Source organism: Bradyrhizobium huanghuaihaiense, from assembly GCF_025200885.1.
In the GTDB taxonomy this organism is placed as follows: domain Bacteria; phylum Pseudomonadota; class Alphaproteobacteria; order Rhizobiales; family Xanthobacteraceae; genus Bradyrhizobium; species Bradyrhizobium huanghuaihaiense.
In genome coordinates, this window is sequence record NZ_CP104172.1 from 2,526,560 (window position 1) to 2,538,642 (window position 12,083).

Annotated in this window: 14 protein-coding genes; 6 read left to right on the forward strand and 8 right to left on the reverse strand. The window is 65.2% G+C overall.

The genetic code is table 11. The annotated features are described in order from the left end of the window. Positions 1-189: 189 nt before the first annotated feature. Positions 190-1,032 (reverse strand): AAA family ATPase, encoded by an 843-nt coding sequence (locus N2603_RS11925; RefSeq protein WP_028152332.1) that lies wholly within the window; start codon positions 1,030-1,032, stop codon positions 190-192. A gap of 105 nt (positions 1,033-1,137) precedes the next feature. Then, positions 1,138-1,383 (reverse strand): GlsB/YeaQ/YmgE family stress response membrane protein, encoded by a 246-nt coding sequence (locus N2603_RS11930; RefSeq protein WP_007600697.1) that lies wholly within the window; start codon positions 1,381-1,383, stop codon positions 1,138-1,140. A 123-nt stretch (positions 1,384-1,506) separates the two neighbouring features. Between N2603_RS11930 and N2603_RS11935 the strand changes: the two genes are divergently transcribed. The 3 genes from N2603_RS11935 (at position 1,507) to sseA (ending at position 4,227) form a co-directional block, all read left to right on the forward strand. Further along, positions 1,507-2,682, forward strand: coding sequence for a vWA domain-containing protein (locus tag N2603_RS11935; protein ID WP_260388892.1), 1,176 nt, complete (start codon positions 1,507-1,509; stop codon positions 2,680-2,682). A 128-nt stretch (positions 2,683-2,810) separates the two neighbouring features. After that, positions 2,811-3,224: a rhodanese-like domain-containing protein gene (locus N2603_RS11940; protein WP_018641027.1), complete on the forward strand. Its 414-nt coding sequence runs from the start codon at positions 2,811-2,813 to the stop codon at positions 3,222-3,224. Between the two features lie 148 nt (positions 3,225-3,372). Further along, complete coding sequence (sseA, locus tag N2603_RS11945) at positions 3,373-4,227, forward strand: 3-mercaptopyruvate sulfurtransferase (protein WP_260388893.1); 855 nt, start codon at positions 3,373-3,375, stop codon at positions 4,225-4,227. Between the two features lies 1 nt (position 4,228). Here the strand turns inward: sseA and N2603_RS11950 are convergent, their stop codons facing one another. Next, positions 4,229-5,008, reverse strand: coding sequence for a hypothetical protein (locus tag N2603_RS11950; protein ID WP_260388894.1), 780 nt, complete (start codon positions 5,006-5,008; stop codon positions 4,229-4,231). A gap of 368 nt (positions 5,009-5,376) precedes the next feature. Between N2603_RS11950 and N2603_RS11955 the strand changes: the two genes are divergently transcribed. Next, the gene (locus tag N2603_RS11955; RefSeq protein WP_260388895.1) at positions 5,377-6,573 is read left to right on the forward strand and encodes a L,D-transpeptidase; all 1,197 of its coding nucleotides are present in this window, start codon (positions 5,377-5,379) and stop codon (positions 6,571-6,573) included. A 56-nt stretch (positions 6,574-6,629) separates the two neighbouring features. Here N2603_RS11955 and N2603_RS11960 read toward each other — a convergent pair whose 3' ends face one another. Together N2603_RS11960 and N2603_RS11965 are read right to left on the reverse strand one after the other, a co-directional pair. Next, entirely contained in the window at positions 6,630-7,592 is a 963-nt protein-coding gene (locus tag N2603_RS11960; protein WP_260388896.1) for a D-2-hydroxyacid dehydrogenase family protein, read from the reverse strand. A 133-nt stretch (positions 7,593-7,725) separates the two neighbouring features. Continuing rightward, on the reverse strand, positions 7,726-7,941 hold the full coding sequence (locus N2603_RS11965) for a hypothetical protein (RefSeq protein ID WP_260388897.1): 216 nt from the start codon (positions 7,939-7,941) through the stop codon (positions 7,726-7,728). Between the two features lie 233 nt (positions 7,942-8,174). Between N2603_RS11965 and ettA the strand changes: the two genes are divergently transcribed. Further along, positions 8,175-9,824: an energy-dependent translational throttle protein EttA gene (gene ettA / locus N2603_RS11970; RefSeq protein WP_260388898.1), complete on the forward strand. Its 1,650-nt coding sequence runs from the start codon at positions 8,175-8,177 to the stop codon at positions 9,822-9,824. Between the two features lie 7 nt (positions 9,825-9,831). Then, on the forward strand, positions 9,832-11,058 hold the full coding sequence (locus N2603_RS11975) for a lytic murein transglycosylase (protein ID WP_260388899.1): 1,227 nt from the start codon (positions 9,832-9,834) through the stop codon (positions 11,056-11,058). Here the strand turns inward: N2603_RS11975 and N2603_RS11980 are convergent. The 3 genes from N2603_RS11980 to N2603_RS11990 all read right to left on the reverse strand — a co-directional run bounded on the left by N2603_RS11980 (position 11,055) and on the right by N2603_RS11990 (position 12,078). Continuing rightward, positions 11,055-11,222, reverse strand: coding sequence for a hypothetical protein (locus N2603_RS11980; protein ID WP_260388901.1), 168 nt, complete (start codon positions 11,220-11,222; stop codon positions 11,055-11,057). The genes N2603_RS11975 and N2603_RS11980 overlap by 4 nt on opposite strands. 16 nt (positions 11,223-11,238) lie before the next feature. After that, positions 11,239-11,520, reverse strand: a complete 282-nt coding sequence (locus N2603_RS11985) for a hypothetical protein (RefSeq protein ID WP_018641019.1) — start codon at positions 11,518-11,520, stop codon at positions 11,239-11,241. A gap of 237 nt (positions 11,521-11,757) precedes the next feature. Continuing rightward, entirely contained in the window at positions 11,758-12,078 is a 321-nt protein-coding gene (locus N2603_RS11990; protein WP_260388902.1) for a hypothetical protein, read from the reverse strand. Positions 12,079-12,083: the final 5 nt, after the last annotated feature.

Below are 12,083 nucleotides of genomic sequence, written 5' to 3' on the forward strand. Positions count from 1 at the left end.
GACGAAGTTGAAGCAGTGCGCAAATGTCTCCCCAATGTCGTCCCGGCGAAGGCCGGGACCCATAACCACAGGGAGTAGTTTGGCGAAGACTGCTGGTTCGGTACGCCGACTGTTCGCAATCGATAGATCACGCGGTATGGGTCCCGGCCTTCGCCGGGACGACACTGAGTGTGTGGGTGGCGGCCGGCCTTACACTTCCCGTCGGCTCAAGAACGCCAGTCGCTCGAACAGATGCACGTCCTGCTCGTTCTTCAGCAGCGCGCCGTGCAGCGGCGGGATCAGCTTTCGCGGATCCCGTTCCCTCAACTGCTCGACGCTCATGTCCTCGTTGAGCAGCAGCTTGAGCCAGTCGAGCAGCTCGGAGGTGGACGGCTTCTTCTTCAGGCCGGGCACCTCGCGCACCTCGAAGAAGATGCGCAGCGCTTCCTCGACCAGGCGCTTCTTGATGCCGGGGAAGTGGACGTCGACGATGCGGCCCATCGTGTCGGCGTCGGGGAACTTGATGTAGTGGAAGAAGCAGCGGCGGAGAAAAGCGTCCGGCAGCTCCTTCTCGTTGTTGGAGGTGATCATCATGATCGGGCGCTGCTTGGCCTTGATCGTCTCGCCGGTCTCGTAGACATGGAATTCCATGCGGTCGAGCTCGAGCAGCAGGTCGTTCGGGAATTCGATGTCGGCCTTGTCGATCTCGTCGATCAGCAGCACCGGGCGCTGCTCGGCCGTGAAGGCCTCCCACAGCTTGCCGCGCTTGATGTAGTTCCTGATGTCGGACACGCGGGCATCGCCGAGTTGGCTGTCGCGCAGGCGCGACACCGCGTCATATTCGTAGAGGCCCTGCTGCGCCTTGGTGGTGGACTTGATGTGCCAGGTCAGCAGCGGCGCGTTCAGCGCCTTCGCCACTTCCTCCGCCAGCACCGTCTTGCCGGTGCCGGGCTCGCCCTTGATGAGGAGCGGGCGCTCCAGCACGATCGAGGCATTGACCGCGACCTTGAGATCGTCGGTCGCAACATAGTCCTTGGTGCCGGTAAATTTCATCGCGGGTCCTTGTTGGTCGTCGTCCCAGGCATTGCCAATTTCATTGCCTTGGTCACGACAAGCGAACGGCCGCTCGCGGCGGCCGTTCCTGGTTCGGTCAGGCTTTCAGACCCGTTTTATCAGCGAAAGGATGACCAGCACAATCACCGCGCCGATGGTGGCGTCCACGATGGCGCCGACCGTGCCCGTTGCCAGCTGGATGTGCAGCTGAGGCAGAATCCAGCCCGCCACCAGCGCGCCGATGATGCCGACGACGATGTTGCCGATCAGCCCAAATCCCGCCCCGTGGACAATCTTGCCGGCCAGCCAGCCGGCAATCGCGCCGATGATGAGCGCTGCGAGAATTCCCATTGCAAACGTCCCCAAAACAACCCCTTGAGGCGGTCAATTCTAGAGCAAAAAGCCTGCCGGTCCAGCGCAGAGCGCCGGTCTCCGCCCCTTGACGTTCGCCCCCCGACGGGCAATCTGTCACCCATGTTCCTGCAATTCTTCACCTCTCTGCGCGACGCGCAGGTCCCCGTGACGCTGCGCGAATACCTCACGCTGATGGAGGCGCTCGACGCCGACCTGTCGGACTATTCGGTCGAGAATTTCTACTATCTGTCGCGCACCTCGCTGGTGAAGGACGAGCGCAATCTCGACAAGTTCGATCGCGTCTTCGGCACGGTGTTCAAGGGGCTGGAAAGCCTGCTCGATGCCATGGAGAAGGCGGAGATCCCGGAGGAGTGGCTGAAGAAGCTCGCCGAAAAATACCTCAGCGAGGAAGAGAAGAAGCAGATCGAGGCCATGGGCTGGGACAAGCTCATGGAGACGCTGAAGAAGCGCCTCGAGGAGCAGAAGGGCCGCCACCAGGGCGGAAGCAAGTGGATCGGCACGGCCGGGACCTCGCCGTTCGGCGCGCACGGCTACAATCCCGAGGGCGTCCGCATCGGGCAGGAGAAGAACCGCAACAACCGCGCCGTGAAGGTGTGGGACAAGCGCGAGTTCAAGGATCTCGACGGCAATGTCGAGCTCGGCATCCGCAACATCAAGGTGGCGCTGCGCCGCCTGCGCAAATTCGCGCGCACCGGCGCGCCCGACGAACTCGATCTCGACACCACCATCCGCGAGACCGCCAATCACGGCTATCTCGACGTGCACATGCGCCCGGAGCGGCGCAATGCGGTGAAGCTGCTGGTGTTCTTCGACATCGGCGGCTCCATGGATTCGCATATCGAGCAGGTCGAGGAGCTATTCTCGGCGGCGAAGAGCGAGTTCAAGCACATGGAGTATTTCTACTTCCACAACTGCCTCTATGAAGGCGTCTGGAAGCAGAACAAGCGCCGCTTCACCGACCGCACGCCGACCTGGGACGTGCTGCACAAATACCCGCACGACTACAAGGTCGTGTTCGTCGGCGATGCCTCGATGTCGCCTTACGAGATCATGGTGCCCGGCGGCTCGGTCGAGCACGTCAACGAGGAGCCCGGCTCGATCTGGCTCGACCGCATCATCCGCACCTATCCGCATGCGGTGTGGCTGAACCCGGTCGCTCAGAAGCACTGGGACTATTCGGAATCGACCACCATCATCAAACGCATCTTCGCCAACCGGATGTATCCGATCACGATCGAGGGGCTGGAGAGTGCGATGAAGGAATTGACGCACTAGCGTTGCTGTCATTCCGGGGCGCGACGAAGTCGCGAGCCCGGAATCCATCGGGCCGCAGCACGCGTAGATCAATGGATTCCGGGCTCGCGCTACGCGCGCCCCGGAATGACAACGAGAGGGAGAACCATATGCCCCAGACCATCACACGCGGCATCAAGGCGCTGATCGACGAGGCCAATGCCGAGATCGAGACGCTCACCGCCAAGGACGCCATCGAGATCTCCAAGAATGGCGACGTCGTCATCGTCGATATCCGCGATCCCCGCGAGATCGAGCGCGACGGCCGCATCCCCGGCGCCTTCGCCTGCACCCGCGGCATGCTCGAATTCTGGATCGATCCGCAGAGCCCCTACGCCAAGCCGATCTTCCAGGAGGACAAGAAGTTCGTGTTCCACTGCGCCGGGGGCCTGCGCTCCGCGCTCGCCGCCAAGACCGCGCAGGACATGGGCCTCAAGCCCGTCGCCCACATCGCCGGCGGCTACGCCGCCTGGCGCGATGCCGGCGGCCCGACCGAGCAGTGGGAGCCGAAGAAGAAGGGCTAACTCTCCCCCTTCGTCATTCCGGGGCGCGCGAAGCGCGAGCCCGGAATCCATTCATCCACCAACTCAGCCGCACGATGGATTCTCAGATGCGCAAGTGCGCATCAAAGCTCGTGCTGCGCACGCCCCGGAATGACAAGAAAGACCTCGCATGACCGCCACCGACCCCCTCGTCTCCACCGAATGGCTCGCCGCCCACATGGGCGAGGCCAACGTCAAGCTCCTCGACGCCAGCTTCAAGCTGCCGGGCGTGCTGCCGCTGCCGAAGGATGACTACCTCGCCGCGCACCTTCCTGGCGCTGTGTTCTTTGACGTCGACGCGGTGTCGGATCATTCCAACCCGCTGCCGCACATGTATCCGAGCGCCGAGCAGTTCGGTCGCGACGGCGGTGGTCTCGGCATCGGAAATAGCGACACCGTCGTGCTCTACGATGCCGGCGGCTGGGTCGCAGCGCCCCGTGCGTGGTGGATGTTCCTGGCCTTCGGCCATAGCAATGTGCGCATCCTCAATGGCGGCCTGAAGAAGTGGCGTGCGGAAGGACGCCCGGTCGAGAGCGGCGAGGTGAAGCCGAAGCCGCAAAGCTTCAAGGCGAGCTATGATCCGAAGCGCGTGCGCACCATGCAGCAGCTGATCGCCAACGTCGAAACCCGCGCCGAGCAGGTGATCGATGCGCGCGCCGCCGATCGTTTCGAGGGCCGTGCGCCCGAGCCGCGGCCGGGCATCCGCTCCGGCCACATCCCCGGCGCCCGCAACGTGCCCTACAACCTCCTGTTCGACGCCGCGACCGGCGAGATGAAGCCGCTCGACGACTTGCGCGCCGCCTTCACCGGCGCCGGCGTCAAGCTCGATGCGCCGATCGTGACGAGCTGCGGCTCCGGCGTGTCCGCGGGCGTGCTCACGCTCGCGCTCTATCGTCTGGGGATCACCGATACCGCGCTGTACGACGGCTCATGGTCGGAATGGGGCCAGGAGAAGGGCCCGCCGATCGCGACCGGGCCGGCGTGAGCTACTGGCGCGTCCTCGTGGCCGTCGTCGTCGCGAAAGTCTGCTGCGGCTGCCCGAAGGGATCGAGCTGTTGCCGCAACTGCTGAGGCGGCGGACGCCGCACCACGACGCGATGCCGCTTCTTCGCCTTGGGCTTGGTCGCCTTGCTCTCTGGCTTGCTGGCGTCGGCCTTGACGTCGGCCTTGGCCTTCGCCGGCGCATCCTTCGAGGCCGTGGTCGCGGGATCGTTCAGTGCGGCCAGTTTGGCCGGGGCAACGTCGACCGCAGGGGAGGCTGGAGCGGCATCGGGATCAGCCGGCGCCGGTACGCTGGCGGTCGCGGCAGGCTTCGCCTCGGGAACGGATGCCGTGGTATCGGCGGGCGTGAGCGTGTCTGTCGCGGCGGGCGCTGCGGCTTCCGTCGTGGTCTCGGCCTTGGCCGGCTCGGTGGCGGGGATGTCAGCCGCGGGTGCGGCGACCTGTGGTGCCACCGCTTCGGCCTCGCTGGCCACCGGGGCCGGCTGTTCGGGCTCCTGGACCGGCAATCCGATGGTCGGCACCTGGTCGCGCAGCGTCGGCGCGGGCTCGGCCGGCTCCGGCTCCGCGCGCAAGGCTGCGAGCACCGGCTGGACCGGCTCGGACGCTTGCGCGAACACCTGCTCCTGCGGGCCGTTCCGCCAGGAGGGGTTGCTGACATACTGCTCATGGGTCGCCCGCAGCAGCGCGGCGGCCCCTAGGCCGAACACCAGGATGGAGGTTGACAGCACGATCGCGGCAAACAGGAAGCGAAAGCCGGGAAGCATCGGACGGGTTACGAATTTCCGCCCCGGCGGGTGGCGACCGGGACCCAAGAGCCATCTGAACGCGGTGACGGTACTGCTTGCCGCGTTCGCCACGCGGGGATCGGAGCTCAAAGCGGAGGCGAATCAGGCTGATTCGAACATACCGCAACGATTCCGGCCCATTCCCTAAAAATCGGGGCCGAAGCTCCGGCAATTGACGGCGCAACACGATTTCCGCCCCGTGATGCAACGGGGCAACGGTAATCTTGCGGATCACAATTCGGCAAATCCGGCGCAAACCGGCCTGATATGTCTTGAATGTGCCGCTATCTTCGGTCATCTGGCCGTTAACGGTCCTGATGGGGCCCCGGGGCTATACAAGAGCGATGATGATCAAACATTTTCTGACGATATGCGCTGCCGCAACAGTCGCTGCGGCGGGAACCTCGCTCGTGCAGGCTCAAAGCTATCCGGTCCAGCAGGCGCCGGGTTATGGCGCCCCGGCCGAGTATCGGCCCGGTGACCGCACGCCGAACTTCGACGCGCTGGAAGATGACGACGACGCGATGCCGCAGGCCGCGTTGCCGCCGCCCGGCCCGGGTGGTCCGATCACCTCGCCCAACGATCCGCGCTACGGCCGCCCTGCAGGTCCCCCGGTCTATTCGGCGGCCCCGCCGCAGGGGCCGGTGATGTCGCCGGACGATCCCCGTTATGGCCGTCCGGCCGGCGCTCCGCCGGTCTATTCGGCTGCCCCGCCGCAGGGACCGGTGATGTCGCCGGATGATCCCCGCTACGGCCGCCCCGCCGGTCCGCCGCCGGTGATCTATGCCGACCGTCCGGCCCAGGCACCCACGGGTGACGGCTTGCGTCCGCCGGAAGCAGTCGGTGGTCCCGCCGCGACCGGAACGGTCCAGGCCGGGCAGGCGCCCGTCGGCGCCGATGGCCGGCCGATGACGATCGCCTCGCTGCCGCCCGAGGAGCAGCCTGATGCTGCGCCGGCGCAGTTGCCGCAGAACCTGCGCCGCCAGGAGGTCTCGTTCCAGACCAAGGAGCCGGCCGGCACGCTCGTGGTCGATACGCCCAACACCTACCTCTATTACGTGCTCGGAGGCGGTCGCGCGATCCGCTACGGCGTCCGCGTCGGCCGCGACGGCTTTACCTGGACCGGCGTGCAGAAGATCACCCGCAAGGCGGAGTGGCCGGATTGGCATCCGCCGACCGAGATGATCGAGCGTCAGCCGTATCTGCCGCGCTTCATGGCCGGCGGCCCCGGCAACCCGCTCGGCGCCCGCGCGATGTATCTCGGCTCGACCGTCTACCGCATCCACGGCACCAACCAGCCCTCGACGATTGGCAAGTTCGTCTCGTCCGGCTGTATCGGCATGCTGAACGAGGACGTCTCGGACCTGTTCGATCGCGTCAAGGTCGGCACCCGCGTGGTCGTGATGCCGGGCGGCCCGCCGCCGGGAACGGCGACGGCGTCCGCAGCGCCCGCACCGGCTCCGATGTCCGCCCAGGCCGGCCCGGTCCCCGGCACGCAGCCGACGGTGGTGCCGCCGCTGCCCGCGCCGGTCACCGTGCGCTGAGCGCTTCGAACGAGATCAAACTGCGAAGGGCGTGCCGTCGGCGCGCCCTTTTCGTTTCAGGCCAGCTTGCGCGGCAGCTCGCCGCCCTTGGTGAAGGCGTCGATCGCCTCGACCATCTGGCCGTAATGGATGCGCAACCCGTCCTCGGTCGCGTAGCCGAGATGCGGGGTCAGCACGAGGTTGTCGAGCTTGCGGAAGGGATGGTCGACCGGGAGCGGCTCGATTGAGAATACGTCGATGCCGGCGCCCGCGATCTTCCGCTGCTGCAAGGCTTCCAGCAGCGCCTGCTCGTCCACGATCGGCCCGCGCGCGGTGTTGACGAGGAAGGCCGTCGGCTTCATCCGCGCAAGATCGGCGCGGCCGACGAGGCCACGCGAGCGCTCGCTCAGCACCACATGGATGGTGACGATGTCGGCCTTCGCGAACAGCTCCTCCTTGGTGGCATAGCCGACGCCTGCCGCCGCGCACTTCTCCGGCGTGAGGTTCGGGCTCCAGGCAATCACGTTCATGCCGAATGCCTTGGCGATGCCCGCCATCTTGGTGCCGAGCTTGCCGAGCCCGATGATGCCGAGCGTCATCCCCTCGATCTCGACTCCGGCAAAGGTCTGCCAGGCTTCGCCCGCATGCATGCGCGCGTTCTCGCGGCCGATGCCGCGGGTCAGCTCCAGGATCAGCCCCATGGCGAGCGGGGCGGTGGGATCGCGCGAATATTGCGTGCCGCCGATGACGACGCCCTTGGCCTTCGCGGCCTCCATGTCGATCGAGGCGTTGCGCATGCCCGATGTCAGCAGCAGCTTCAGCTTCGGCAGGTTATCGAAGAGGCTCTTGGGAAACGCCGTGCGCTCGCGCATCGCGCAGATGATCTCGAAATCGGCCAGCGCACTGGCAGCCGCCTGCTCCGAGGCGAAGGGATGGCTGAACACGGTGACGTCGACGCGGTCGGACAATTTCGGCCAGTCGGCGACGTCGAGTGCGAGATTGAAATAGTCGTCGAGAATTGCGCAGCGCAGCCGGCTCATCAGCGTTCATCCATGGCGAGAGGTGACGGCGCCGGGCGGGAAGCGCCATCGTCGGAACCGGGCCATGGTTGCGCGCAATCAGCCTCGTGCGCAAGCAGCCTGCGTCTTCAAAAATCCGATAGGCAAGGGAGCTTTAGAGGTCCCGGGGCTTCAGCCGGATCGGCGCATCCATGCCATGCTTGGCGCGCCAGGCGGGGCCGGGGCCGCGCATGTAATGCAGTTCGGGCCGGTAGGGGTTAAAGGCAGTGGTGAAGAAGCGCTTCCAGAAGGCCTTGATCTCCGAGGCGAAGCCGGAGACGTGCCCGGCTTCTGCCGGAACGGGAAGGGAATGGGTCTCGATCAGAGCCATGATGCGGCCTCGCTGTGCTCCCCGTTCGTTCTGACGGGCGGCGCTGTTTCCGCGCGAAACCGAGCTTTGGCCTGCTTTATTAAAAAATGGTTTCAATTGTCCGGATCTGCGTCCGGATGGTGTCCGTCCCGTATTCATCCGTGGTGAACGGAGGGAAAACGTTGCCCTTTGGGGGCGGGATCGTTACATCGGCGGCAAGCAAATTTCCTCAAATCGAAGGTTTCACGGGACCGATGGCGCGCCAGTTCATCTATTTCATGCAGGGCCTGACCAAGAGCTACCCGACCCGGAAGGTGCTCGATAACATCCATCTGAGCTTCTACCCGGACGCCAAGATCGGCGTGCTCGGTGTCAACGGCTCGGGTAAGTCGACGCTGCTCAAGATCATGGCCGGCCTCGACAAGGAGTACAACGGCGAGGCCTGGGTCGCGCAGGGCGCCCGCGTCGGCTATCTCGAGCAGGAGCCGCATCTCGATCCCGCGCTCAGCGTGCGCGAGAACGTCATGCTGGGCGTCGCCAAGCAGAAGGCCATCCTCGATCGCTACAATGAGCTGGCGATGAACTATTCCGAGGAGACCGCCGACGAGATGACCAAGCTGCAGGACGAGATCGAGGCCCAGGGCCTCTGGGATCTCGACAGCAAGGTCGACCAGGCCATGGACGCGCTGCGCTGCCCGCCCGACGACGCCGATGTGAAAAAGCTCTCGGGCGGTGAGCGCCGCCGCGTCGCGCTGTGCCGGCTGCTGCTCGACCAGCCCGAACTCCTGCTGCTCGACGAGCCGACCAACCATCTCGATGCCGAGTCGGTGTCGTGGCTGGAAGGCCATCTGCGCACCTATCCGGGCGCGATCCTGATCGTGACCCATGATCGATACTTTCTCGACAACGTCACGAGCTGGATTCTCGAGCTCGATCGCGGCAAGGGCATTCCGTACGAGGGCAACTACTCGTCCTGGCTGGTGCAGAAGCAGAAGCGGCTGGAGCAGGAGGGACGCGAGGACGCCGCGCATCAGAAGACGATCGCCCGCGAGCAGGAATGGGTCGCGTCCTCGCCCAAGGCGCGCCAGGCCAAGTCCAAGGCGCGCTATCAGCGTTACGAGGAACTGCTCAAGCAGGCCAGCGAGAAGCAGACCCAGACCGCGCAGATCATCATTCCCGTCGCCGAGCGGCTCGGCGCCAACGTGGTCGATTTCGAAGCCCTCAGCAAGGGCTATGGCGATCGCCTCCTGATCGACGATCTCACCTTCAAGCTGCCGCCCGGCGGCATTGTCGGCGTGATCGGCGCTAACGGCGCCGGCAAGACCACGCTGTTCAAGATGATCACCAAGCAGGAAACGCCTGACAAGGGCACGATCACGGTCGGCGAGACCGTGCATCTCGGCTATGTCGACCAGTCGCGCGACGCGCTCGACGGCAACAAGAACGTTTGGGAGGAGATCTCCGGCGGCAACGAGCTGATCCTGCTCGGCAAGAAGGAGGTGAACTCGCGCGGCTATTGCTCGTCCTTCAACTTCAAGGGTGCCGACCAGCAGAAGAAGGTCGGCGCGCTCTCCGGCGGTGAACGCAACCGCGTGCATCTTGCAAAAATGCTGAAGTCCGGCGCCAACGTGCTGCTGCTCGACGAGCCGACCAACGATCTCGACGTCGACACGCTGCGCGCGCTCGAAGAGGCGCTGGAGGATTTCGCCGGCTGCGCCGTCATCATCAGCCACGATCGCTGGTTCCTCGACCGCATCGCGACCCACATCCTGGCCTTCGAGGGCGACAGCCATGTCGAATGGTTCGAAGGCAATTTCCAGGACTACGAAAAGGACAAGATGCGCCGGCTCGGCCAGGACAGCATCATCCCGCACCGCGTGAAGTACAAGAAGCTGACGCGGTGATGACGGCATGATGCGGCGGGCGCTCATCGCTGCGGTGATCGTCGTCACCTGCGGCTGGTCGTCCGCCCGCGCCGCCGACGCGGCCTTCACGCAGTTCATCGCCTCGCTCTGGCCGGAGGCGCAGGCCGCCGGCGTCTCGCGCGCCACGTTCGACGAGCAGACGCGCGGGCTCGAGCCCGACTACAAGCTGCCCGATCTGATCCTGCCGGGACGGCCCGCGACCGGCGCGCCGTCGCAGGCCGAGTTCGTGCAGGTGCCGGCCGACTACGTCAAGGACGCCTCGATCGCGCGGCTTGCGGGCGAGGGACAGCGGCTCCTGCAAAAGTATCGTCCGGCGCTGACCGAGATCGAGAAGAGCTCCGGCGTACCCGCGACCGTCATGCTCGCGATCTGGGGACGCGAGACCGACTACGGCCGCTATACGCTGCCCTATGATCTGGTTCGTGTGTTGGCGACGCAGGCCTATGTCGGTCGGCGCAAGGACACCTATCGCAACGAGTTCATCCTGGCGCTGAAGATCCTCGGCGAAGGCGTGGTGACGCGCAAGGACATGCGCTCGTCCTGGGCGGGCGCCACCGGACTCACGCAGTTCCTGCCGTCGGAGTATTATAAGCACGGCGTCGATTTCGACCGCGATGGTCGCATCGACATCTGGCATTCGGTGCCGGACGCGCTCGCTTCCGCCGCGCAGCAGCTCGTCAACAAGGGCTGGCAGAGCGGCGTGCGCTGGGCCTACGAGGTGCAGGCGCCGGCGAAGGTCGATTGCACGACGGGCGTGCCCGAGGTGACGAAGCCGATCGGCCAGTGGCTGCGTGAAGGCTTCGTGCCGGTGCGCGGGCAAAAGCTCAGCGCCGCAGAGCAGGCGCAGCCGGCCTCGCTGCTTCAGCCCGAAGGCATCTATGGTCCGTCGTTCCTCACGACGAAGAACTATTTCGTCATCAAGGAATACAATTTCTCCGATCTCTACGTGCTGTTCGTCGGCCATCTCAGCGATCGCATGACGAGCCCGCTGCCGTTCGCGACGCCCTGGTCGGCCTCGAAGCAATTGCGCACCAAGGATGTCGAGACCATGCAGCGCGGGCTCACCCGCGTCGGGCTCTACAAGGACAAGATCGACGGCAAGGCCGGCATGCAGACGCGTGCCGCGCTCGGCGCCTATCAGAAGTCGGCGGGACTCAAGGTCGATTGCTGGCCGAGTGAAGAGGTGCTGCGCTCGATCCAGGCGGCGCGCTAACGCATGATCCGGAAAAGTGCGAAGCGGTTTTCCGGAAAGATCATGCGCAAACAACAACCTGAAGCGCGATGACGATTCATCCAAATCTCATCGCGCTTTAGCGTCTCACCAAAGAAAAAGCCCGGCCGATGCTCTCGGCCGGGCTTCTTGATCGCGGCGCGCATGCGCCAGCCGATCAGATCAGTAGCAGACGCGAACCGGGCGGCTGACCCAGCCGTAGCCGTCCCAATAGCGCTCACGACGCCAGTAGCAGGGCGCGGGCGGCGGGGGCTCGGCAACGTAAACGGGGCCGCCATAAGCGGGCCGGCTCGACGCGATGGCGCCGCCGACGATGGCGCCGCCAATCAGGCCGGCTGCGATGCCGGCGCCGATGTTGTCACCGGCTTTGGCAGACGGAGTGGCGGTCACCAGCGAACCGGCGACCGTCGCAACCGTGAGGGCGGCAACTAAAGTCTTCTTCATGCTCTTGGCTCTCCTGGGAGATGGGTTCCTCTTGTTAGAGGCGCCCGGGGTTCAAAGGTTCACGCACACTCTGATGGAAATGGCCTTGCGGCTAGGAAGCGCGCAAATGGTCAATCCACGGTAAACGCACACGGAGCTGTGACGAGAAAAAGCGGTCTTTTTCGGGCTCCAAGATGAACGGCATATCCGTAGTCAACCGGTCCAGGCAAGCGCTGCAAACGAGCCGGCTCAAGCGCTTCAGCCGCAAACCCGGACGCGGCGGACGCGCCAGGCATAGCCGTCCCAGAAGCGCTGCTTCTGCCAGACGCAGCCGCCGTAATAGTCGTCGGCGACATATCCCGGGCCCGGCGCGTAGTAGCGGGGCGGGTAGTAGCCCGGTTCGTAATAGCCGGGGCCTGGTCCGTAATAATACGGAGAAGCCAGCGCGCCGCCGACGATGGCGCCGCCGATGATCCCCGCCGCCACGCCGGCAGCGACGCCGCGCTGGGCATGGGCCGGGGTTCCGGCCGTCAGAGCCAATGTGACGAGGGCAGCGACTGTCAGGAGGGACTTCTTCATCGATT

What these genes read in the sequence shown, in the direction of transcription:
- N2603_RS11925 (WP_028152332.1), bottom strand. Translation starts at nt 1,032, where the DNA reads ATGAAATTTACCGGCACCAAGGACTATGTTGCGACCGACGATCTCAAG.
- N2603_RS11930 (WP_007600697.1), bottom strand. Translation starts at nt 1,383, where the DNA reads ATGGGAATTCTCGCAGCGCTCATCATCGGCGCGATTGCCGGCTGGCTG.
- N2603_RS11935 (WP_260388892.1), top strand. Translation starts at nt 1,507, where the DNA reads ATGTTCCTGCAATTCTTCACCTCTCTGCGCGACGCGCAGGTCCCCGTG.
- N2603_RS11940 (WP_018641027.1), top strand. Translation starts at nt 2,811, where the DNA reads ATGCCCCAGACCATCACACGCGGCATCAAGGCGCTGATCGACGAGGCC.
- sseA (WP_260388893.1), top strand. Translation starts at nt 3,373, where the DNA reads ATGACCGCCACCGACCCCCTCGTCTCCACCGAATGGCTCGCCGCCCAC.
- N2603_RS11950 (WP_260388894.1), bottom strand. Translation starts at nt 5,008, where the DNA reads ATGCTTCCCGGCTTTCGCTTCCTGTTTGCCGCGATCGTGCTGTCAACC.
- N2603_RS11955 (WP_260388895.1), top strand. Translation starts at nt 5,377, where the DNA reads ATGATCAAACATTTTCTGACGATATGCGCTGCCGCAACAGTCGCTGCG.
- N2603_RS11960 (WP_260388896.1), bottom strand. Translation starts at nt 7,592, where the DNA reads ATGAGCCGGCTGCGCTGCGCAATTCTCGACGACTATTTCAATCTCGCA.
- N2603_RS11965 (WP_260388897.1), bottom strand. Translation starts at nt 7,941, where the DNA reads ATGGCTCTGATCGAGACCCATTCCCTTCCCGTTCCGGCAGAAGCCGGG.
- ettA (WP_260388898.1), top strand. Translation starts at nt 8,175, where the DNA reads ATGGCGCGCCAGTTCATCTATTTCATGCAGGGCCTGACCAAGAGCTAC.
- N2603_RS11975 (WP_260388899.1), top strand. Translation starts at nt 9,832, where the DNA reads ATGATGCGGCGGGCGCTCATCGCTGCGGTGATCGTCGTCACCTGCGGC.
- N2603_RS11980 (WP_260388901.1), bottom strand. Translation starts at nt 11,222, where the DNA reads ATGCGCGCCGCGATCAAGAAGCCCGGCCGAGAGCATCGGCCGGGCTTT.
- N2603_RS11985 (WP_018641019.1), bottom strand. Translation starts at nt 11,520, where the DNA reads ATGAAGAAGACTTTAGTTGCCGCCCTCACGGTTGCGACGGTCGCCGGT.
- N2603_RS11990 (WP_260388902.1), bottom strand. Translation starts at nt 12,078, where the DNA reads ATGAAGAAGTCCCTCCTGACAGTCGCTGCCCTCGTCACATTGGCTCTG.